Annotated in this window: 21 protein-coding genes and 1 riboswitch; all 21 genes read left to right on the top strand. The window is 30.1% G+C overall.

Annotated features, from left to right (window positions below; translation table 11 throughout):
* Positions 1 to 523 precede the first annotated feature (523 nt).
* The 21 genes from G9F72_RS23250 to G9F72_RS23150 all read left to right on the top strand — a co-directional run bounded on the left by G9F72_RS23250 (position 524) and on the right by G9F72_RS23150 (position 22,433).
* Complete coding sequence (locus G9F72_RS23250) at positions 524 to 1,171, top strand: sugar transferase (protein WP_164958112.1); 648 nt, start codon at positions 524 to 526, stop codon at positions 1,169 to 1,171.
* Between the two features lie 120 nt (positions 1,172 to 1,291).
* A complete protein-coding gene (locus tag G9F72_RS23245) occupies positions 1,292 to 2,188 on the top strand; it encodes a glycosyltransferase family 2 protein (protein WP_164958113.1) in 897 nt (298 codons plus the stop codon).
* A gap of 44 nt (positions 2,189 to 2,232) precedes the next feature.
* Complete coding sequence (locus tag G9F72_RS23240; RefSeq protein WP_164958115.1) at positions 2,233 to 3,174, top strand: hypothetical protein; 942 nt, start codon at positions 2,233 to 2,235, stop codon at positions 3,172 to 3,174.
* 4 nt (positions 3,175 to 3,178) lie between these two features.
* Positions 3,179 to 4,207: a GNAT family N-acetyltransferase gene (locus G9F72_RS23235; protein WP_164958116.1), complete on the top strand. Its 1,029-nt coding sequence runs from the start codon at positions 3,179 to 3,181 to the stop codon at positions 4,205 to 4,207.
* A 28-nt stretch (positions 4,208 to 4,235) separates the two neighbouring features.
* Complete coding sequence (locus G9F72_RS23230; protein ID WP_164958118.1) at positions 4,236 to 5,057, top strand: glycosyltransferase family A protein; 822 nt, start codon at positions 4,236 to 4,238, stop codon at positions 5,055 to 5,057.
* On the top strand, positions 5,020 to 6,222 hold the full coding sequence (locus G9F72_RS23225; protein WP_164958120.1) for a glycosyltransferase: 1,203 nt from the start codon (positions 5,020 to 5,022) through the stop codon (positions 6,220 to 6,222). The genes G9F72_RS23230 and G9F72_RS23225 overlap by 38 nt, the downstream gene beginning before the upstream one ends.
* Positions 6,215 to 7,618 carry a hypothetical protein gene (locus G9F72_RS23220; RefSeq protein ID WP_164958122.1) on the top strand — a complete coding sequence of 468 codons (1,404 nt, stop codon included), beginning with the start codon at positions 6,215 to 6,217 and terminating at the stop codon, positions 7,616 to 7,618. Before G9F72_RS23225 ends, G9F72_RS23220 begins: the two co-directional genes overlap by 8 nt.
* 9 nt (positions 7,619 to 7,627) lie before the next feature.
* On the top strand, positions 7,628 to 8,449 hold the full coding sequence (locus tag G9F72_RS23215) for a phosphorylcholine transferase LicD (protein ID WP_224676228.1): 822 nt from the start codon (positions 7,628 to 7,630) through the stop codon (positions 8,447 to 8,449).
* Between the two features lie 14 nt (positions 8,450 to 8,463).
* Positions 8,464 to 9,639, top strand: a complete 1,176-nt coding sequence (locus tag G9F72_RS23210) for a hypothetical protein (protein WP_164958125.1) — start codon at positions 8,464 to 8,466, stop codon at positions 9,637 to 9,639.
* Between the two features lie 61 nt (positions 9,640 to 9,700).
* Entirely contained in the window at positions 9,701 to 11,248 is a 1,548-nt protein-coding gene (locus G9F72_RS23205; protein ID WP_164958126.1) for a lipopolysaccharide biosynthesis protein, read from the top strand.
* 44 nt (positions 11,249 to 11,292) lie between these two features.
* The gene (locus G9F72_RS23200) at positions 11,293 to 11,751 is read left to right on the top strand and encodes an adenylyltransferase/cytidyltransferase family protein (RefSeq protein WP_164958128.1); all 459 of its coding nucleotides are present in this window, start codon (positions 11,293 to 11,295) and stop codon (positions 11,749 to 11,751) included.
* Positions 11,752 to 11,870: 119 nt separating this feature from the next.
* Positions 11,871 to 12,005, top strand: a complete 135-nt coding sequence (locus tag G9F72_RS23195) for a hypothetical protein (protein WP_411955943.1) — start codon at positions 11,871 to 11,873, stop codon at positions 12,003 to 12,005.
* Between the two features lie 20 nt (positions 12,006 to 12,025).
* On the top strand, positions 12,026 to 13,447 hold the full coding sequence (locus G9F72_RS23190) for a polysaccharide biosynthesis tyrosine autokinase (RefSeq protein ID WP_164958130.1): 1,422 nt from the start codon (positions 12,026 to 12,028) through the stop codon (positions 13,445 to 13,447).
* A 187-nt stretch (positions 13,448 to 13,634) separates the two neighbouring features.
* The gene (locus G9F72_RS23185) at positions 13,635 to 14,699 is read left to right on the top strand and encodes an LCP family protein (RefSeq protein WP_164958172.1); all 1,065 of its coding nucleotides are present in this window, start codon (positions 13,635 to 13,637) and stop codon (positions 14,697 to 14,699) included.
* A gap of 112 nt (positions 14,700 to 14,811) precedes the next feature.
* Positions 14,812 to 14,895: riboswitch (cyclic di-GMP riboswitch) on the top strand.
* 129 nt (positions 14,896 to 15,024) lie between these two features.
* A complete protein-coding gene (locus G9F72_RS23180) occupies positions 15,025 to 16,743 on the top strand; it encodes a sensor histidine kinase (protein WP_164958131.1) in 1,719 nt (572 codons plus the stop codon).
* Positions 16,740 to 17,351 (top strand): LuxR C-terminal-related transcriptional regulator, encoded by a 612-nt coding sequence (locus G9F72_RS23175; RefSeq protein WP_164958132.1) that lies wholly within the window; start codon positions 16,740 to 16,742, stop codon positions 17,349 to 17,351. Before G9F72_RS23180 ends, G9F72_RS23175 begins: the two co-directional genes overlap by 4 nt.
* A 114-nt stretch (positions 17,352 to 17,465) precedes the next feature.
* Positions 17,466 to 18,665, top strand: a complete 1,200-nt coding sequence (locus tag G9F72_RS23170; protein ID WP_164958133.1) for a signal peptidase I — start codon at positions 17,466 to 17,468, stop codon at positions 18,663 to 18,665.
* Positions 18,666 to 18,908: 243 nt separating this feature from the next.
* A complete protein-coding gene (locus tag G9F72_RS23165; protein ID WP_164958134.1) occupies positions 18,909 to 19,574 on the top strand; it encodes a hypothetical protein in 666 nt (221 codons plus the stop codon).
* A gap of 99 nt (positions 19,575 to 19,673) precedes the next feature.
* Positions 19,674 to 20,444, top strand: a complete 771-nt coding sequence (locus tag G9F72_RS23160) for a hypothetical protein (RefSeq protein WP_164958135.1) — start codon at positions 19,674 to 19,676, stop codon at positions 20,442 to 20,444.
* Between the two features lie 75 nt (positions 20,445 to 20,519).
* Entirely contained in the window at positions 20,520 to 21,194 is a 675-nt protein-coding gene (locus G9F72_RS23155; protein ID WP_164958136.1) for a hypothetical protein, read from the top strand.
* A gap of 108 nt (positions 21,195 to 21,302) precedes the next feature.
* On the top strand, positions 21,303 to 22,433 hold the full coding sequence (locus tag G9F72_RS23150; protein ID WP_164958137.1) for a DUF5305 family protein: 1,131 nt from the start codon (positions 21,303 to 21,305) through the stop codon (positions 22,431 to 22,433).
* The last annotated feature ends 94 nt before the right edge of the window (positions 22,434 to 22,527 follow it).

The following is a 22,527-nucleotide window of genomic DNA, read 5'->3' as shown; positions in this document are numbered from 1 at the left end:
CGCTTATCTTCTTTGACGAAGATTACAAAGGTTTAACTTTCGTTTATACTTTCCATTTTTTCCCTAACCCAGCATTGCTTCTGCGTAAAGCAATGACTTTAGGTACTTAACTCTCATGCAACCTACAAACCAATTACTCGGAGTGCAGTTTCGAGTGGGGATGCGTTTAGTAACTAACGCAGTTTCTCACGAAACACTACTAATTAGCGACTTCTTGTCGCACAATAATATAAGAAAAGTGCCATCCATGTGGCAAGTGGCATATTAGATAATAATTAATTTCTATTATTAGTATAATGTTTTTTAAAATTAGAGAAAAATTACAGCCTAATTACAAGGTTAAAAATCTAGATAAAAGGGATAGGATTCGCTCTAGCGGTAGCGAATCCTATGTCTTTATTTTTTTATAAATGAAAGCTATAAAGTTGGTTATAAATGGTGGGGGGGAGGGAATAAGATAGAAGATAGAGATTCAGTATAAAAATATTTATGCATATTATAAGAAAACAAGGGGGGAATATAAATGCAAGAATTAGAAGAAAGTTTAATGGTTACACAAGTTGAGATTGCTAGTGTTTACAGAAGTAGCAAAGAAATCTATGAATTCTTTAAAAGATTTACAGATATTATTTTATGTATTATTGCATCTATAATTGCCATACCTATTACAGTAATTACTTGCGTTTTTGTCCTTTTAGAATCAAAGGGGAATCCTATATATTCACAAGAAAGATTAGGAAAAGATGAAAAGTCCTTCATTATATATAAGATAAGATCTATGAGCTGTGATGCTGAAAAAAATGGACCGCGATGGGCAGATAAAAATGATGAGAGAGTAACTAATATAGGTAAGTTTATAAGAAAGACAAGAATAGATGAATTACCTCAACTTTATAATATATTAAAAGGGGATATGACTATAGTAGGTCCTAGGCCAGAAAGAGCAGTATTTACTTATGAATTTGAAAAGACTATTCCCGGCTTCACAAATAGATTGAAAGTTAAACCTGGTCTTACAGGCCTTGCTCAGGTTAACGGAGGATATGAAATAACTCCTAAAGAGAAGCTATATTGGGATTTGAAATATATTGAAGAGAAAAATTTTGCAAAGGACCTAAATATAATATTAAAAACTGTAGTAGTGGTAGTTACAGGACATGGGGCGAGATAATTTAGGTAGACAAACTTCTCTTAAAAATCCAGTAGAGATAGATTTGCTCATGAAGCTAATTCTGTATTTTTTGTAAATAAAAAGATCAAAGTCCTAACAATTTAAAAGTGAGGAAATGATATGGATAAAAATCCTTTAGTAAGCGTAATTATTGCGACATATAAACGTTCACATTCTCTGAAAAATGCAATAGATTCACTTTACCATCAGACATATACTAATGTTGAAATAATTGTTGTAGATGATAATGCAAATGAAGTTGAAAATGATTTGGCGAAAAGCATAGTTGATTCTTCGGGATATAACAAAAGTATAAAATATATTAAAAATGATTTTAATAAGGGCTCTGGAGAAACTAGAAATATTGGCATTAGAAATGCAAGGGGTGATTATGTAACATTTCTTGATGATGATGATATTTATTTACCCAATAAAATTGAAAATCAAGTAAAGCATATGCTAGAACAAAAGTCGGACTATTGCATAACTGATTTAATGCTATATAGGGAAAATGATAAATTGTTAGAATATAGACGTAGGTGCTATATAAAAAGTTATGATTCTAATGATTTGTTAAAGTATCATTTAATGTACCATATGACTGGTACTGATTCTTTGATGTTTAAAAGAGAATACCTTTTAAAAGTTGGCTGCTTTGCTCCAATAAATATAAGTGATGAGTTTTACTTAATGCAAAGAGCAATTTCAGGTGGAGGTAAATTCAGTTATTTAGCGGCCTGTGATTTAAAAGCTTATATTCATTTTGAATCTGATGGACTGTCTAGCGGTGAAAGTATGATAAAGGGTGAGAATGAATTATTTAAATATAAAAAGTCGTTTTTTAATAACCTCACTGGTTCTGAAAAACGATACATTATTATGCGACATTACGCGGTTTTAGCTTTTGTTGAAATACGAAGAAAACGGCATTTTCATTTTATTAGTTATAGTTTATTGTCATTTTTAAATAGTCCAATTGACTGTATAAAATTGTTTTTAAATAGGCAACAAAAATAGTGATTTATATATGTAAGAATAATATTTATAAAAGGGGTGATATATTGATAAAATGGCCAAACAATAAAAAATTTGCATTTACAATAATTGATGATACGGATAAAGCTACTGTTTACAACGTCAAACCTGTATATGATTATTTATATAAGTCAGGATTACTAACATCGAAAACTGTATGGTCATTACCTTCAAGAGATGAATTTGGTGGTGAGTCATTATCCGACAAGGATTACAAGGATTTTATAGTAGATATAGCAAACAAAGGTTTCGAAATTGGATTTCATGGTGCAGGTTCTGGAAATTTCATTCGGGCTGAAGTACTGTATGCACTAGATAAAATTAAAGATACTGTAGGATATTATCCTAAGCTTCATATTAATCACGCATTTAATAGTGACAATTTATACTGGAATAGTAAAAGGTTTGCTTTCCCTTTTAACTTCATATATAATCTGGTAAAAAAAATTGCAATACAGAAACAAGTAAAATCCTTAGGTGATGAGAAAGAAAGTAGATATTTTTGGGGGGATTTTGCAAAGCAAAATGTAAAATATACTAGAAATAGGGTGTTTTCAAAGTTAAATACTATTGGCTATGATAAATTAATGCCCTATAGAGAAAAATCTAAAGAAGCATATTCTAACTATTGGTTTAGCTCATCTGATGGGTTTGATTGCAAAGCAATTACAAAATTGCTATCCAAAAGAAATATTAATAAATTGGAGAAACAAAATGGTTGTGCTATTGTCTATACTCATTTTGCTTTTGGGTTTGTAATGGAAGGTGGAGCGCTCAATGAAGAGTTTAAAAATTGTATTGACATTATATCTAGTAAAGATGGGTGGTTTGTGCCAGCAAGTGAGTTGCTAGATTATATTAATAATAGTAGAGAAAAAGATTTATATATCGGAAATATTAAAAATCTCTGGTTAGATATAATATGGTTTGGAGAAAGAATCATAAGGAAAATATTTTGGAGGGTATAAAGAAATGTATTCATTTGAAGTGATAGATATTGATGATGTTAATATAGAAGAATATTATGGGTTTGAAAATAAAGTTTTATTTACAACTATGGAATGGTTAGATTTCATTAAAATTAATCAAAAGGCAAAGCCAGTAATTATTAGAATAACTAAAAATTCAAATTTTGTAGGTTACTTTACAGGTTTATTATTTTCAAGATTTGGTATTAGAATATTTGGTAGCCCTTTCGATGGTTGGACAACTGGCTATATGGGTTTCGATGTATTGGATGGCTACGACAAAGTAGATTTAATTGAACCAGTATCAAAATTTTTATTTAGAAATTTTAAGTGCTTATACATACAAATTGTAGATAGATTTATAGAACAAAATCAACTGAAAAATACAAAATATCATTATACTATCAGCAAATCTATAGAACTAAATATTGATAAAACGGATGAGGAGCTTTTGAAAGTTTTTAAAGACACTTGTGGGAGACTTATAAGACAATTTGAAAGAAGAGGAGCAATTATTGAAATAGCAGAAGCTGATGAAGAATTTGCAATAGAATATTACGAACAACTAGAAGAGGTTTTTGCAAAGCAAAATTTAGTACCTACTTACCGTGTTTCAAAAGTCTTGGATTTATTTAATAGTTTAAACAACAATCAATTATTATGTTTAAGAGTCAGAAATCCGGAAGGGAAAGGTATAGCTACATCAATTTTTGTTGGACTAAATCAAAGATTTTATTTTTGGGGAGGGGCAAGCTTCAGAGAGTTTCAGTCGTACAGACCTAATGAATATATGATTTGGTATGCAATAAAGTATTTTAGAGAAAAAGGATATAAATACTTTGATATGTATGGTGAAAGAGATTATAAAAACAAATTTTGTCCAGATAAAATTTCTTACCCTTGCATTATGATTTCTAGATTACCAATACTGTTTACACTTAAAGATTTAGCTAAGAAATTATATTGGTTTCTATTGAAAATAAAAGGTCTTGGGAAAAAGAAAAAAATACCAAATATAACAATATTTAAATAAAAAAACATTAATTCATTAGGGGTGCGAAATGAAAGTTGAAGTTTTATGTGCTACTATGCATCAAACGGATTTGTCAAAATATAAAGAAATGAATATTCAGACAGATGCTATTTTTTCCAATCAAGCTGACCGTCATGAATATAATGAAGAAAATATCAATAACTATAATGTAAAAATGATTACAACCCGATCTAGAGGTGTTGGTAAAAATAGAAATATAGGGCTTTTATATAGTTCGGCAGATATTTTGATGTTCAGCGACGATGATATGATTTATATGGACGGTTACGAAGAAGGTGTAGCTGAAGCATTCCGTAGATTACCAGATGCAGATATGATAATTTTTCATTGTCTTACAAATTCAAATCGAGGTACACCCAATATAAATAAAATAACTAAAGTGAGGCTATGGAATTTTATGAGATATGGAACCTTTAGCTTTGTTATAAAAAAAGAAGCAATATTAAAATATAATTTGAATTTTTCACAGTTATTTGGTGGGGGTTGCAGGTATTGTGCAGGAGAAGATAATCTATTCTTAAGAGATGCATTAAAAAAGAATTTGAAAGTATATTCTCACCCATTCACTATTGCGTCTGTAAATCATGGTGCGTCGACTTGGTTTGAAGGCTTTAACGAAAAGTACTTTTATGATAATGGTGCATGGCTTCAAACAGCATTTCCAATATTAAAGCATTTATTGGTATGGTATTTTATATTGAAATTTGCTAATAGAACAGATTTAGGGAAAATTGAGACTTATAAGTTGCAATATGCTGGAATGAAGGCTTTTAAGAAAGGGTTGAGCTATTATGAATGGAAAACAGAAGCTGTTAATTGTAAACAATAATCTTGATACAGGTGGAATACAGAGGGCCCTCGTTAATTTATTATATGAACTAGATAAAGAAAAATTATTTGATATAGATTTGTTTTTGTTTAGTATCTCAGGTAAACATATGACTGATATACCGCCCTCAGTAAAAGTGATTGAGGGTAATAAATTAGTGAAAATACTTGGCATTTCTCAAATAGATTCAAAAAAACTTGGTATGGGTTTTTATTTATTTAGAGGGTTAGCAGTTATATATACAAAAATCATTAATAGAGTGTTTCCAGTAAAGCTTATTTTATATACACAAAGAAGAATGAAGGGTTATGATGTGGCTATTTCCTTTATGCACGATCCCAATGAAAATACATTTTATGGTGGCTGCAACAATTTTGTAATAGACAGGGTTACTGCTAAGAGGAAAATAACCTTTGTGCATTGTGACTTTTTGAGCTATGGCATGAATAATTCTCTAAATCGTTTATTATACGGGGAGTTTGATACTATAGCAACAGTGTCTGAAAGATGCAAGGATAAATTTATATCTGCAAATCCAAAACTTAAAAATAGCGTTATTACAGTATTAAACTGTAATAATTATGAGAAAATAATAGGTAAATCAAATGAAAATTCTATAATATATGAGAAAAGTAATTTTAATATTGTTACTGTATCACGAATAAGTGAAGAAAAGGGAATTATAAGAACTATAAATGTTATTGAAAAACTACTTGAAACTAAGAGAAACATACTTTGGCACATAGTTGGTACAGGTTCATTAGAATCTGAAGTTAAAGCTATAATCAAAGCGAAAAAATTAGAAAAGAATATTATTATGTATGGTAATCAAGGTAACCCTTATAGGTACATGAAAAATGCAGATTTATTTTTATTACCTTCTTTCCATGAAGCTGCACCTATGGTGTTTGATGAAGCTAAATGTTTGGGATTACCAATACTTGCAACTGAGACCACTTCTACACAAGAGATGGTAATTGAGGCTAAGGCTGGTTGGGTTTGTGGTAACTCTGTAGAGGGAATAGAGAAATCATTACAGTATATTTTATGTAATAGATATAAAATTGATGAAGTTAGGAGTTATTTATTAAAGCAAAAGTATAATAATAAAACTTCTTTAATGCAGTTTCAAAATATGTTAGAGGAGGGTGCTATCAATGAATAGTCAGAAGGACAAGAAGGAAAATAGAGTACTTGCATTGGCTTTAATAGATGTTGCTATTCTATCATTTAGTCATGCATACGATATAAATGCTATTACTATTTTAGCGCTTGTTGGCTTTGCGTTGATTTTACTATTTAGTCCAAGCAGACTATTTCTTCCCATTATGCTTTTCTATTTGCCGTGGTCTCCTATCTTAAAGATATCCGCAGATTCATTTACAATGTTTACACTTTTTGTTCCACTAGTATTCCTTGTATTCATGCTTAAGAATGGAAATAAAAAAAGGATAATCGATACTAATAACATTATCCTTGTTCTTTTGCTGACATTCATAACTTTGGCAACTAAATTATGTCTAGGTTATAGCATTTCAGGAGAATATCTTCAGTTTTTATTTATGATGTTATTTACTCCACTATATTTAAGGGTCTATGTAGACAAAATATATTTCCCGACTTGTATTGTTTATTTTGCAGTTGGAGCTATATCAGCAAGTGCAACATCACAAATTCTAATGAATTATCCTAATATGCGTTCTTTTATTGATGTCTATGAGTGGAGAGCCATTGGTTTATCGAGGCTCAGTGGTTTTTACGGAGATTCTAATTTTTATTCTGTACATTTCTTAGCAGCAATTTCCGGTCTACTTGTAATGATATCAAAATGTAAAAGCAAACTTGAAGGTGTAGCAGAGATACTTGGCGTATTTGCTTTAATATACTATGGAATGATGTCTGTATCAAAAATGTTTATAATTTGTTTAATTTTGATTATTATTGTTTGGGTATGTGGATTTTTAATAGGCAAAGGTAGATTTTCAAGTAAGTTCGTTATAATGATGGGTATATTTGCCGGGTTACTGTTTTTATTTTTATCTAATGTTTTTATAGAGCAAATTAACTACTATCTGGTTCGTTTTAATATGACAGATAATACAACATCGTCGTTTACTACTGGAAGATCTGATTTATGGGTCTCTTACTTGAGTTATATTTTCAACGATATTTGGGTTTTGCTATTTGGAATTGGGTTAACTAATATACGTCTATCAGTATTTCTAAATGATACACATAATATTGTAATTGAAATGCTATACCAAATTGGTATTGTTGGTTCGGGTATAATTGTCATTTGGATAAAGAAACTGTGGAATAGCATATGCATTAAAAATAAATTATCATTTGGAAATCGTATATACCAATTTGTTATGTTAATTGGGTTATTTTTGCCTTGGATGGCGCTAGACATGCTGTACTTTGATGAGTTCTTTTATATCCTCTGGCTATATTTAGTTTTCAAGAAATATATAATGGAATCAAACTCAGAGAAAGTATCGGCACTTAAAATTATGAGTGATGTCAAATCCTATGTTAATAAAACGGTTGAAATTCAATAATATATTTAGGTGGTGAACATTATACAAAAACTTACTTTAAAAGAACTTCAAGAATTACAATTGAATGCATTTATGGAGGTTGATAGTTTTTGCCGTAAAAATAACATTATATATTATTTGATAGGAGGAACCTTGCTTGGTGCAATTCGTCATGGTGGGTTTATTCCATGGGATGATGACATGGATATTGCGATGATGAGAGATGAATATGATAAGTTTGTTCAAATTTATAAAACAAAATTAGAAAATGGATTATTTTTGCAGAACTACCATACTGATATCGATTTCTCACCTGCATTATCAAGGGTATGTATTAAAGGCACATATGTAAAAATCAATTCAACAGAACATTTGAAGTTTAATAAAAATACTTATATTGATATTTTCCCTCTAGATAATGTTCCTGACGATGATGAACTCGCTTTGAAACACGAAAAACAATTAAAAAGGATTGATAAATTGATAAGTTTAAAACTATATGCTGTTTATCGAAACGGTCTTTTGAATTATAAAAAGCATATTAAGATAATAATAAGCTTTTTCTTGAAAGTAATACCTCTTAGATGCTTACAGAACAAACGTGAGGAGATTATGACAAAATATTCAAACTGTGAAACAAATCGAGTTTGTAGTACTGTAAGTAAATATGGATATAAAAAGCAAATAATAGACAGGCGAGTCTACGGAAGCCCCATTTTAGTAAAATTTGAGGGTGAAGAGTTTTTTGCACCTAAACAATATACAGATTACTTAACGCAGATTTACGGTGATTATATGGATCTTCCTCCGGAAGAAAAGCGTGTTAAGCCAGTAGATGTTTATAAGCTATAGGTGGTGATATTTATATGAGTATTATAAATAGAAAATTAATTTTGACGTTAAAAAAAGCCAGGCGATATGCCATGTTAAATTGGTACAATTCTAAAGGATGGTCAACTGATAAAAAATATATTGTTATTGAGTCAGATGATTGGGGTAGCATACGTACTGCAACTCCAAAAGCATATAAGGCGCTAATTGAAGCTGGGGACAATATAGATAAAGATCCATTTACAAGATACGATGCATTAGCAAGTGAAGATGATTTAGAACTGCTTTTCGGTGTTCTATCTGGATTCAAAGATAAAAATGGAAAACCTCCGGTTATTACAGCAAATTGTGCGGTAGCTAATCCTGACTTCGACAGAATTAGAGAATCAAAATTTGAGAATTACTATTTTGAACCGTTTACAGAAACGCTAAAGAAATATGAAAAACATGCAGATTGCTTTGAATTATGGAAAAATGGAATGGAAAATAAAGTTTTTTTTCCTCAACTTCATTGCAGAGAACATATGAATATTACTAAGTGGATTCATGACCTACGGAACGGTGATAAAAACCTACATTTAGCGTTTAAACATAATATGATTAGCGGTGGAAACTCGTTTTCAGATAACAATTTATTCGCTTATATGGACGCTTTTAATTATTATGGAGTTGAATATGATGAACAGTTGGAAACCATCGTATCTGATGCAGTATCCTTATTCCGCGACATCTTTGGATATGAATCAAAGTCCTTTGTTGCTTCTTGCTATGTGTGGAATAGTTCGCTTGAAAGGGTACTCAAAGAACATAAGATAGATTATATTCAAGGTGCTCGTTATCAATTGGTTCCGACAGTTCAAGGATATTCTTGTTTTGACAAGCAGAAACACATGATAGGTGAAAAGAATAACTATAAGCAATTATATTTAGTTAGGAATTGTTACTTTGAGCCATCATTAGGAAATAGAACTAATGAAGTTGATTTATGCTTGGCGCAAATAAGTAATTCATTCAAATGGAAAAAGCCAGCAACAATAAGCTCTCATAGATTAAATTATGTGGGATATATTGATGAATCAAACCGTGATACAAATTTGCAATTGCTGCAACGATTACTTGTGGAAATATTAAAAAAATGGCCGGATGTAGAATTTGTTACATCAGAGGATCTCGGAAATATCATAAAGGAGAGCGAGAAGAATAAATGCTAAAAGGTATTAAATTTATTATATGATTGATTTTTGATATCAACTAATTTGAAAGAGGAAATAGATGAGCAATTCAAGAACAGAGAATGTTGTTCGTAACATGCTATTTAGTACAACGCTCCAATTTGTAAGCATATTATTTGATTTTTTAGCGAGAACAGTTTTTATTCAAATATTAGGCAAAAGTTATTTAGGTGTAAATGGTCTATTTACTAACATATTAACAATACTTTCTTTTGCAGAATTGGGAATAGGTGATGCTATAATTTTCAGTATGTATAAACCAATAGTTAATAATGATACTGAGAAGATAAAATCATTGATGCAATTATATAAAAAGGCATATAGAAGTATTGGTATAATTATAGCTATTGTTGGTGTTTTTGTTATTCCATTTTTGAGTTATATGATTAAGGGTGAATCACAAGTTAAAGAAGATTTGAGAATAGTATATTGCTTATTTTTGGCTAATACTGTAATATCATACTTTTTTTCATATAAAAAATCCATTATAACTGCATACCAAAAAAACTATATAGTTATTGTATATGAAAGATTTTTTCATTTCATCCAGGTAATAGGACAAATTGTATTCCTATATTCAACTCATAATTATATTGGATTTTTGATAATAATGATTTTATGTACGTTTTTAAACAACTATTTAGTGTCGAGAAAATCAAATAAATTATATTCGTATTTATTAGATAAGGATGCAAAAGTATTAGAACATTATGAAAATAAAACGATTTTTACTAATGTGAAGGCACTATTTGTATACAAATTTGGTTCTATAATACTTAATGGAACTGACAATATAATAATTTCTATTATAATAGGTATTGACGCAGTTGGAGTGGCATCTAATTATATTCTTATTATTGAAGCAATTCAAACAATTATATATCAAATTATGGGTGCATTCACCGCCAGTTTAGGAAACTTAAACGCAAGTGCAGAAAAAGAAAAGCAAGAAGCTGTTTTCAATAAATTCTTGTTTTTAGCCGAATGGATTTATGGCTTTTGTTCAATTGCATTGTTATTGTTTTTAAATGAGTTTATTAAATTATGGATTGGCAAAGAATATTTAGTATCTCAATTGGTAATTTTTTCTTTGGCATTACATTTTTTTGTGAATGGGGTACAATTTGTACCATTTACATACCGAACAACAATGGGGTTATTTGTTCAAGCTAAAATTGCTCCCATAATTGCGACTGTAATTAATATCGTTTTGTCGATATTATTAGGCTACAAATTTGGATTGTTTGGTGTATTTATAGCAACATCAATAGCTAGATTTTGCGCTATGGGTATCATCGATCCATACTTTATTTATAAGGAAAAGTTTAAAAAATCTTCTAAAGAATATTTCCTGAAATACTTCGGGTATCTATTGATTACATCTTTGAATTATTGGTTTACTTATTTAGCGTTGAGTTTCATTCCGTTAAGTGGCTGGGTAGGAATAATAGTTAAAGCGATTGTGTGTTTTGTAGTATCAAACATGTTCTATTATTTAGTGTTTTGCAGAACTGTAATATTTAAAGATATCAAGCGGAGTATTTTACTTACAGTAGATGGAATGCTCGCCCCAAAAGGATATCTATAATTTCAATCATTTTTTCTTTAATAGAAATTTAGGAGGTCAATTTTATGAAAAAGTATAAAATAGGCTTTATAGCGGGCGTCTTTGATTTGTTTCATATAGGACATTTGAATATACTAAAAAAGGCTAAGGAACAATGTGAGTATTTGATAGTTGGGGTAAACACAGATGAGGTTGTACAAGGTTATAAGCATAAAATACCGATTATACCTTTGGAGGAGCGAATGGCCATTGTTAAAGCTATTATATATGTTGATCAAGTAATACCACTAACTTCAAGGGATAAATTAAAAGCTTGGAAGACGTTGAAGTTTGATGTAATATTTGCAGGAGATGATTGGAAAAACTCAAATCTATATAATAATGCTGAAATGGAATTTAAAGAGGTTAATGTGGATGTGGTGTTTTTCTCATATACTAAGGGAACTTCCTCAACTATATTGGGAGATATTTTAACAAAAATGTTGACATCCCAACAATTGGAAAAAATGAATCAAACACAATAGATATATTGCAGCAGTTGCTTAATATAATGATTAATAAGACATATACGACTAGATATTTTTTGATTTATATAGAAGAAGTATAGTAAATAAAGCTTCAGATACATGAATGGGGTGGTGAAATGAAAATTCTAGATAAATGCTATGCTGATCCAACTAACGCAAGGGAAGTATTAAATTGGGTTCCTGAAAAAGGCATTGAAGATATGTGCCGTGATGCTTGGCGCTTTCAAGTTAATAATCCCAATGGATACTAACAATTAAATGGAGGAATATTATGATAAAAGAAAATAACGTAGAACTTAAAGAGCTTTTTAATATAATCAGAAAAAAGATTATTCTTATATTATTAATAACAATTAGTTCAATGCTTGCTACTGGTATTTTAAGTTTTTATGTACTAAAACCTGTATATCAGGCTAAATGTACTGTCATTGTTGGAAAGGATAGTACAGATAAGATTACTGAAGGTGAAGTATTGATGTATCAGAATTTAATAAAAACCTATGTTCAAATTGGAAAATCAAGGGCAGTAGCTGAAAATGCCGTTGTAAGATTAAATTTAGGTACACTTTCTAAAGAATTTATGCTAAATGTAGAGATTACACCTAAAGAGGGTACCCAAATAATAGATATAGCTTATAAAGGCAAAACTCCAGAAATAGCCTCAGAAGTAGCTAATGCTTTATCACAGGCTTTTGTTGAAGAATCTCAAAAACTTTTACCATCAGGAAGTGTAAAAATAATGGACAAGGCTATAACTCCTGAATCACCTATAGCACCTAATAAGACATTGAATATTTCTTTGGGTTTTATGCTAGGATTAATTGGATCACTTGGTCTAGTTTTCTTGACTGAATATCTAAATAACACAATTAAGAACGAGGATGACGTAGAACGATATTTACAATTACCTTTAATAGGATTAATTCCAAGACAAAATAAAATGGTGAACCTTATTGTAGAAAAAGATCCTAAATCTCCAGTTACAGAAGCATTTAAAACCATGAGAACTAATTTATTATTTTCTATGGAAAACAGAGATGTAAAGACCTTAATGGTTTGTAGCTCAGTTCCTAAAGAGGGTAAGACTTCAGTTTCCACAAATATTGCTTTTGCCATAGCACAGACGGGAAAAAGGATTTTACTTATTGACTGTGATCTCAGGAAACCTTGCTTACATAGACACTTTAATGTTACTAACAATGAAGCAGGTTTAGTGGATATAGTTTTGCAGGGGGGGGAAGTGGAGGAAATTTTAATAAGTATTGGCGATAAATTTGATTTATTAACTGCTGGAAAAGCTAATTATAATCCATCTGAGTTACTATCATCTCAAAAAATGAAGCACTTTATTAAGGATATGGAAAAAGTGTATGATTATGTAGTACTGGATACTCCGCCAATAATTGCATTTACAGATGCGCTTACCTTAGCTACTGAGAAAATTGGAGTAATATTAGTAATAAGTTCTGAGGAATCAAAAATAGAAATTTGTAAAAAATCAAAACAATTATTATCAGACATCAATGCTACAATAATTGGAGCCGTGTTAAATAAAGTAGATAAGAGGTCATTTAGAGGCTATGGATATGAATATTATTCTTATGAAAAAGAAAAGATTAGCAAACCCAAAAGTAAGGGCAGAAGAAAAAAACGGAATAATGATGATAATCCTAATCAAGTAAATATTTATTAGAAAAACAAATAGGTAAATCAATAAATACCGCTATGGATCATAGCGGTATTTATTGATTTTAAAATGGAATTACTTAAATATCGCATAGGGAAAGAAAGCAGGACATAAACTAAAAATGGGGGTGATGAAAATGGGATACGATGTAAAAAAAAATGGATTAATTTTAGCAATACTTATACTACTTATTATGGAAAGTAAAAAGCCGAAGAAATTAAAACCATGGATAAAGCTCATTTTAGGTGTATTTATTATTATATTAATAGCAGTTAGCGTAACATTTAGTTACACCTTCTATAAACTTAGCCAAATAAATACTACTAAAATAATACAAACCGATGAGGAGCTAGGTATTAAGCCCCAAGTACTTTTAAAAAAGGAAGCCACCTCAATAAATGAAGTATCTTTAAAAGAAGAAATTCCTATAAAAGAAGAAGTGAGCATTGAAATAATAAATATTGCCTTCTTCGGTGTAGATAGAAGAGCTGCCGATGAAGCAAGTCGTTCAGATGCAATAATGATACTCTCTATAGACGTAGGGCACAAGAAAATAAAAATATCCTCCATTATGAGAGATACCTATGTAGAAATAGTGAATCATGGAGACACAAAGATTAATCATGCTTATGCTTACGGGGGACCACAACTTGCTATTAGAACTCTTAATGAGAATTTCAATTTAGACATTAAAGCTTATGTCACTGTTGATTTTTTTAATTTAGAAAAGATAATAGATGCAATGGGCGGGGTAACTATAGATGTTAGACCAGATGAAGTTAGTTTAATAAATGGAAATATGACTGAGGTTGCTAATATTGAGAAAAAATCAATTGCACAGGTTTCAAAACCTGGACCACAGACTTTAAACGGACTTCAAGCTGTGGCGTATTCACGAATACGTTATACTGCCGGTGGTGATTTTGTAAGAACTGAAAGGCAAAGGACGGTTTTATCCGCAATGCTTACAAGAATTCAGTCCTTAGGGATAACAGAATTCCCATCTGTTGTTTCTAAGCTTCTACCTTACACTGAAACAAGTCTGAAGAGTATGGACATAATAAAACTTGGTACAAAAGTCCTTACGTCTAAAATAACCACCATAGATCAAGAGAGATTTCCATTAGATGGCTATTGCAAAGGTGAAATGATGGATAGTATATGGTATTTGGTTGCGGATATGAAGGCTACTGTAGACCAGCTTCATAAATATATATACGAAGACATAAAGCCTGTGCCTAAGGACCCACTCTTTTAGATAAGATGAAACATTTGATTTCTATATAAATATAAATAAAAAAATGAATTAAAAACCATTTACACCACAATATGTAAATGATATACTGATATTATCAATTATATAATAAAAAAATAAATAGGGGGACAATGAAGTATGCTCCATATTTGGGCACCTAGAGCATACTGAGTCTATGGTGCAACCCACCCAATCTACAAGATATTTAATAATGTAGGTTGTTTTTTTTGCAGAATTTTTAATGTGTATATATATAGATTAAATGGAAATAATAAACAATAGAAGTTTTATAATCTAAATATATAATTAGCTTGTGGGGGCGATGGTTTTGATTAATAAGGGCTTAGATAAAAAATTTACAATAAAAACTTTAAATGGTGAGTTGAAGATTATTTATTTATATAGGTATTTTTCTCTGGTTTTAACTTCCTTATTTTATTTAGCTAGTGATTTTCAAGTAGCATTAGAACATAAGTTAATAGTAGTGGTATGTTTATCAATTTCAGCAATTATTTTAAACCATCTTTATGTAAACAATCAAAACATGAAAAATGTGATTAAAATGTTGATTATTATTGAAATTATAGGGAATATAATGATTTTGATACCTACGGGTGGATTAAAGAGCCCATATATTTGGTATTCTTTAAATACTGTTTTAATAAGTATATATTTTTTAAATATATACTATTGCACGGCTAACATATTAAGTTATTTAATATTCTCTACAGCCATATCATTTGCAATATTTAACAAGGAAGAAAAAAGTATTTTTGAGATGGTTATTAATAATTCAAATCTTATACTCAGTTTAATTTTAATAACTGTGCTAGCACAGTTATTGTCAACATTAACAAAAAAATTAAACAAGGAAAGTAAAAAATTGAATCTTCTTAATGATGGCTTAATAGTCTCAAATGAAAGAACAAAAGAATCAATTGAACATATTATGTCATTGTATCAAGCGATGCACTCTTTTATAAACCAAAGTGATAAAAGCAAATTGATAAAAATAATTACCTATTATACTAAGGAAATTACGAAGTCTAACTTAACATTTTTCTGCACACTATCTAATAAAGAAGAATTAGAAGTAGATGTTAACGGCGAATTAACTGAAAGCTATAAAGACGATTTACTAAAAGAAATAAAGAAACAATGGGGTAATTTAAGTAATACTAATAAAGCAATTAACTTTTATATAAACAATTTTAAATTTGCTGCAGTTATTGTCAAGTATTCGCATAAGCAATATGGGGTGCTAGGGATTGAAATAAATGATAACGAAGACAGAGTGATTTATAAAGATAATATAGACCAATTAAGGTTTTTGTCTGAATTAAGTGCTATGGTTTTTGAAAAATTACATTTAGAAGAAATAAATAACCACCTATTAATAGCTGAAGAGCAAAATCGTATTGCAAATGAAATTCATGATAGTGTTTCTCAAAGGCTATTTAGTATTTCTTGTGCAACTCATACGTTGAAGGGAAAATTAAATCTTATTACTGAAGAAAAATTGGAAATTCAACTAAACATAATAAATGATTCCCTAAATAAGGCAATGAAGGAACTGAGAGAAACTATATATGGGCTAAGCTCAAGAAAAGGTGGAGGTAATACATTTCAACAGGATATTACAAATTATATAAATGATATATCAAAACTAAATAATGCTATTATATCTTTTAATATAAGTGGAAATCAAGATTTAATGAACTGTGATTTAAAAAAGGCATTATATAGAATTATATGTGAAGGAACTGGTAATGCACTTCACCATGGAAAATGTGATGAAGTAGAAATAACTCTCAATATAAAGGATCAGTATACAGAGCTAATGATAATAGATAATGGGATAGGGTTTGACTTGAAAAATAAAATAGATAATAAAGAAATTGGGCTAGGAATTAAAAATATGCTAAATTTAGTTAAATATCTTAATGGGGAAATAAATATTGATAGTAAATTTAAAATAGGCACATCTATCAAGGTAATGCTACCAAACTTTATATTAATAAATAAAGAACAGGGGGAAGTTGTGTGAAATTAGTTATTGTTGATGACCATCCATTGGTAAGAAAGGGTATTATATCTATATTAACTAATGAAAAAAGTATTGATGAAATAAAAGAGGCTTCAAATATTGAAGAAGCAATGCTCATCCTAATAAAGGAGGAGATAGAAATAGCAATAGTTGACCTAAGACTAGGCTCAGAGGATGGGCTAGAAATTGTGTTAAGGGGTAAAAAAATGAATCTAAAAACAAAATTTGTAGTATTAACTTCATTTATTCCGCAGGAGGATTTTAAGAGGGCAGAGAAGATGGACGTAGATGGTTACATACTAAAAGAAGCTTTTGCTGAAGATATTTTATATGCCATTAGGTTAATCAGTAGAGGAAAAAAATATTATGATCCTGAAATTTTAAAACAGAAAGATGTATTAAATAATAGTTTAATTTATCAATTAACAGACAGAGAAAATGATGTACTAAAGGAAGTTGGAAAAGGTTTAAGCAATGGGGAAATAGCATGTGCCCTATTTATATCAGAGCATACTGTTAAAAAACATGTTAGTAATATTTTGTATAAGTTGAATCTAAACCACCGTTCACAGGTAGTATTTATGGTTAATACTAAAGTAGCGATGTAAATTGTAATTATTAATTTAAACATTTTAGAAGGGTGTCAATGATATGAATCAGTAAGTTTTGAAGGTAGTAGGAGTAAGTAAAAATACGAACCTGTTAAAATGGGGGAAAAAGCGATGAAAAGTTGTAAAACTAAAGTAATAAGGACATCAGAATCTAGGTGTCTTTTACTGCTTTGCGTAATGTTAAGTGTTTATTTGTTAGAAAACCTGCCTTTTATTAAGATTAATAGCAGTACTTATTTTGCTTATATAATTAAGCCATTAATATGGGGTGGAGTGATATTTATAGTTTGGCTTTTTCCACGAGTTAGAGCAAAGGGGAGAATAAGGTTTCAAAATGATTTAAAGTGGTGGGTAGGCTATTTAGCCGTTTTTTATATATTATTCACCTTTTTAGGTGGATTAATAGAACATTTTGGTAAGAGTCCTTACGATTTCTCACCCCTGGGAATAGTGAAAAATGTAATAGTATTAGGCTCAGCTTTAATTGCAAGGGAATTAATAAGGGCATATTTAGTTAATAACCTAGCGAATAAACATCCTATTTTAACCATGGGAATAATAGCTATATTAATGACACTTTTAAATTTATCATTAAATAGAATAGGTAGTTTGAAAGAAAGTATAGAAATTCTTCAATATATTGGAGAAATATTTCTTCCGGAATTGTTAAAAAACATATTAGTAACATATTTAGTTTTTATTGGAGGTCCAACCCTTTCAATTATTTATCTAGGAATATTAAATGGAGTGGTTTGGATTTGCCCTATTTTGCCAGATCTAAGATGGATTACAACAGCTTTAATTGGAATTTTATGTCCAGTATTTAGTTTAATGATTATTCAATATATATATTTAGGGCAGTCAAAGTCTCCCAAAATTAAAAATGTAGAAAAGGAAAACCCATTAGGATGGATTTTAACAAGTGTTATCTCCATAGCTATGGTTTGGTTTGTAGTTGGAGTTTTCCCAATACAACCATCGGTTATAGTAACGGGGAGCATGAAGCCAATGATACAACCAGGAGATATGGTGCTAGTGAAAAAAATGGATGGTAACGAAGTGAAAATGGGAGATGTTATCCAGTTTAAAAGAGATAGTATTTATATTTTTCATAGAATTATAGAGATAAAAGAAGAGGAAAAACAATTGAAATATAAAACTAAAGGAGATAATAATTCAGGTCCGGATTCAGATTTGGTTCCAACGGGAGATGTAAAGGGAAAAGTTATTTATGTAATACCTAAAATAGGGTGGCCTACATTAATATTTAAAAGTAAAAATAGTGTACCAAAGGAAAAGGTGGAATTCTAAATGCTTAGTACAGGGTGAGATGCCCTGTTTTTTTATGTTTTAAACTAACAGGAGCTACTTAATGTGATGCAAGAAAGGGGTATGTAATACTAAAGTAGCAATTAAAAGTAAACCTTTGAGGTGAGAAAATAGAAAATTAATTAGTTATAATTAACATATTAGGAATTAAGAAATAGAAATCCTTTAATGTGTTCGGGTGATTTTTATTAAAATACAAATTCCCAAAAGAGAGGGGTAATAATTATGAAAAAGACAAGAGTTATAATAGCAGCTGCAATGGTTACTACAATGCTAGTGGGAGCAGGTTATGCATCATGGACTGATGCATTAAAAGTTACAAGTACAGTAACTACTGGGTCATTAAACGTACAATATGATAAGTCTAAATGCGAAGTAATGGTGTTCGAGGGAGATTCAAAGTATTTCAAGCCAACATTAGCAAAGATTGAAGATAAGAATATGGAAGTTACTGTTGAAAATATGTATCCTGGTACAGCAGTGGGTATAAGGTCAAGAATGAATAATATAGGATCTATACCTGTAGTTTTTGACAATGCAGTAGTAACATTTAATAATGATCTTAAAACTCCAGATGCGTTAAGAGATGCATTAGATGTAGAATTTTTAGTTGCCGCTATATATGATAAAAACGATGGTTTGGTAAAAGATCTATCATGGGATCACTGTAAATTAACAAATCTTGGAGCAACTATAAATACTATGTTAAAAGATGTTAGATTAGAACCCGGTCAATATCTAACATTGGGGAATAGTGTTGGTGGTGAGGGCCTTAAACACAATTTTTATGTTCAACTTCCATTAGGAACAAAAGGAGAATATCAGGATCTACAAAAGAAAACAATGGACTTTGGTATTCAAATAAACTGGAAACAACATAATGTAAAATAAATATATATAGTTCAGTATTAAAAGCAAGGCTACATAACCCTGCTTTTAATATCAACTGTTGTTATATTATAAATTCCATAAAAGAGAGGGGTAATAATTATGAAAAAAGCAAGAGTTATAATAGCAGCTGCAATGGTTACTACAATGCTAGTAGGAGCTGGTTATGCATCATGGACTGACGCATTAACAGTTAATAGTACAGTATCAACTGGAGAACTTAAGGTGCAATTTGATAACAGTGGGGCTTATCCTACTACAAAGACATATTATTATGTAAATGGTGTCTGCTCACCAGACACAAATACTTACGTAGTGCCAGAAATTAAAGGGAAGACTGAAAAAGAGCTAACTATAAACTTTAGTAACATGTATCCAGGTGCATTAGCTCTTTATGAAGCAAAAATTGATAATAAAGGTACAATTCCTGCAGTATTTGATTATGTTAATGTTGAAATCACCGGAGATGGACAATTAGATGCTAAGTTAGACGTATATGGGGCAATAAAGATTTTTGATAAAGATAATAATGAGAAGAAGTTATATGACAAAGATGGTAAGGAAATAGCTAATACTACAGAGGCTAGATGGTTCTATTGCAAGCTAAATACCTTAGAAACTACTCTTAATGCGTATTTGAAAGGAATAAATCTACAATTAGAGCCTGGCGACTATGCAACTTTTGACATGCCAGATGAATGTAGAGCACAAGTTGCTGCACATTACAAAGGGTTAGAAGGCTATGCTGCTGTTAAGGATAGTAACTGTATTAATTTCTGGCTTGCACCAGAAATTACAGATTGCGAAAAAGCAACAGCTACACTTAAAATGACAATAAACTTTAAACAGCACAATATTGGCTTTACTAAATAATAAGATTAAATTTAAGTTAAAAAACAGGGTTACTTAACCCTGTTTTTTAGAAATTAGTAAAGGAGGTGCTAGGAAATGAAAAAAATAAGATTTATATCCATAGCTTTAGTGACATCTTTAATGTTAATGGGTACCGGATATGCAAAATGGGATGATAATTTAGTAATTAATGGTACAGTTGCAACTGGTGAATTTAATGTTAATTTTGTTGAGGATGAAACATATCCTGCAGCTAAAGGGTCTGAATATGTAACCCCAAGTGTAGAAATAGTCGATGAGAAAGCACACGCTGTGCAGGTATCACTAACCAATTTATATCCAGGAGCTTGGGCTGCTTTTAAAGTAAAGGGTATTAACTCAGGAACTATTCCGGTAAAACTTGATGATATTCAAGTTGATTTTAATGGAGATAAGGAACTGTTACCCTATTTAACTTATGATGCTGGACTTACCATAGATACAAATGGAGATAATGTAATTGATGATGGAATTGAAAAATTTAGTGGAAAACTTGAAAATATTGCAAATGATTTTAATACAAAGATAAACTCATTAAGCGATGTAAAGCTGGAACCTAATGGTAAGGGTAATTTCTGTTTAAATACTCCTGAAAAGGGCGCAGTGGACTTAGATGGAGATGGTTCAACGGATAAGTATATTATTATACATTTTGATGAAGATGCTCCATTGTCAACTGAAAAGAAAACTTTAATTTTCAACTTTACAGCAAACTTTAAGCAACAAAACTAATAATATAATTAAGCAGGGCTTCTAGCTCTGCTTATAATATTTATATTGGAAATAAATAACTTATAAGTTATAATATATATTATTAATATATATTAGGGGTGGGTAAAAATGAGGTCTAAAAATAAAAGAAAAAAAAGACTATATGCTATGAATACATATCTAAGGTTAAGTATTATAATATTAACTGTTATTATACTAATTGGAATGTCAGTTTTTTTGTATAGAATAGTAAGTAGCCATAAATTTACTGAGGAGAAAGTCTCCTTATACTCTTATAAAAATACCGGAAATATCAATTATGAAGTTTTGTTACTTCCTAATGAAATATACGCAAAAAATAGCCTAGGGGAGGGTAATACATATATAACTGATTATATAGATTATATAAATGCATCCTTTAAATATGAGTTTAGTGGTGAAAGACCAGCTGATATAAAGGGTGATTATGAGATTATTGCAGTAATAGAAGGAATGATGGGAAGCGAAAAGGAAAAGAAAACTGTTTGGAAGAAGGAAAAGATACTTCAGGCAAAAACTGAATTCAATGTTAATGATAAAATATTTTCAGTGCAGAAAGATGTACCTATAAAGATTAAGGAGTATAACGATATTGTTCAAAAAATAATTAAAACATCAAGTGTTAATTTTAATACAAAATTGACTATTCTTTTAAATGTTAATTTAGAGGCGAAAACGGATAAAGGAGTAATTAAGGAGAATTTGTCTCCTTCAATGGAAATTCCTTTGAATACAAAATTTTTTGAAATTAAAGGTAATTTAGCCACCCAAAAACAAGCTGCAATTGAGGAGATAAAGAAAACACCAGTACCTATTAATCAAAAAATGGTGGCTATAACTTGTACTGCTATTGGGATTTGTGTGAGTGCTTTAGTTTTTATGTTTTTGTTTACATCAGGATTAATTGTAAACAATCCCTTTAACAAAAAAATAAAACAAATATTCAAACAGCATGGGAGCAGAATGGTTGCAATTGAAAGTGATGTGGTATTTTCATGTGAAAGTATAATGAAGGTAGTGACTATGGAAGATTTAGTACGAATTTCTGATGATATATGCAAGCCGATTTTATATAGAAATAGTGAAGATTTAAAAGAAATAAATAAATTTTACGTTATAGATGATAGCAAAATATATATATTTAAATTAGAAGAAAGATTATTTAAAAATACGTCAGTTGATAAAAATGGTGAAATTATAAATGATTGTTTACAGGGTTAATTAACCCTATTTTTAGCAAGGAACTAACTTGCATTTGATTTATTAAAATGAGTATAAAAAAAGAATGGGGAATCTAGCTACATTCCCAAAGGGA

This window comes from Clostridium estertheticum (assembly GCF_011065935.2).
Taxonomy (GTDB): domain Bacteria; phylum Bacillota; class Clostridia; order Clostridiales; family Clostridiaceae; genus Clostridium_AD; species Clostridium_AD estertheticum_A.
Note: the sequence above shows the minus strand (reverse complement) of the source record. Positions and strands in the feature narration are given on the sequence as shown.

Bases quoted from the DNA above. Each gene is read 5' to 3' on its own strand.
- G9F72_RS23250 (WP_164958112.1), top strand. From the start codon at position 524: ATGCAAGAATTAGAAGAAAGTTTAATGGTTACACAAGTTGAGATTGCT.
- G9F72_RS23245 (WP_164958113.1), top strand. From the start codon at position 1,292: ATGGATAAAAATCCTTTAGTAAGCGTAATTATTGCGACATATAAACGT.
- G9F72_RS23235 (WP_164958116.1), top strand. From the start codon at position 3,179: ATGTATTCATTTGAAGTGATAGATATTGATGATGTTAATATAGAAGAA.
- G9F72_RS23230 (WP_164958118.1), top strand. From the start codon at position 4,236: ATGAAAGTTGAAGTTTTATGTGCTACTATGCATCAAACGGATTTGTCA.
- G9F72_RS23225 (WP_164958120.1), top strand. From the start codon at position 5,020: ATGAATGGAAAACAGAAGCTGTTAATTGTAAACAATAATCTTGATACA.
- G9F72_RS23220 (WP_164958122.1), top strand. From the start codon at position 6,215: ATGAATAGTCAGAAGGACAAGAAGGAAAATAGAGTACTTGCATTGGCT.
- G9F72_RS23210 (WP_164958125.1), top strand. From the start codon at position 8,464: ATGAGTATTATAAATAGAAAATTAATTTTGACGTTAAAAAAAGCCAGG.
- G9F72_RS23205 (WP_164958126.1), top strand. From the start codon at position 9,701: ATGAGCAATTCAAGAACAGAGAATGTTGTTCGTAACATGCTATTTAGT.
- G9F72_RS23200 (WP_164958128.1), top strand. From the start codon at position 11,293: ATGAAAAAGTATAAAATAGGCTTTATAGCGGGCGTCTTTGATTTGTTT.
- G9F72_RS23195 (WP_411955943.1), top strand. From the start codon at position 11,871: ATGAAAATTCTAGATAAATGCTATGCTGATCCAACTAACGCAAGGGAA.
- G9F72_RS23190 (WP_164958130.1), top strand. From the start codon at position 12,026: ATGATAAAAGAAAATAACGTAGAACTTAAAGAGCTTTTTAATATAATC.
- G9F72_RS23185 (WP_164958172.1), top strand. From the start codon at position 13,635: ATGGAAAGTAAAAAGCCGAAGAAATTAAAACCATGGATAAAGCTCATT.
- G9F72_RS23170 (WP_164958133.1), top strand. From the start codon at position 17,466: ATGAAAAGTTGTAAAACTAAAGTAATAAGGACATCAGAATCTAGGTGT.
- G9F72_RS23165 (WP_164958134.1), top strand. From the start codon at position 18,909: ATGAAAAAGACAAGAGTTATAATAGCAGCTGCAATGGTTACTACAATG.
- G9F72_RS23160 (WP_164958135.1), top strand. From the start codon at position 19,674: ATGAAAAAAGCAAGAGTTATAATAGCAGCTGCAATGGTTACTACAATG.
- G9F72_RS23155 (WP_164958136.1), top strand. From the start codon at position 20,520: ATGAAAAAAATAAGATTTATATCCATAGCTTTAGTGACATCTTTAATG.
- G9F72_RS23150 (WP_164958137.1), top strand. From the start codon at position 21,303: ATGAGGTCTAAAAATAAAAGAAAAAAAAGACTATATGCTATGAATACA.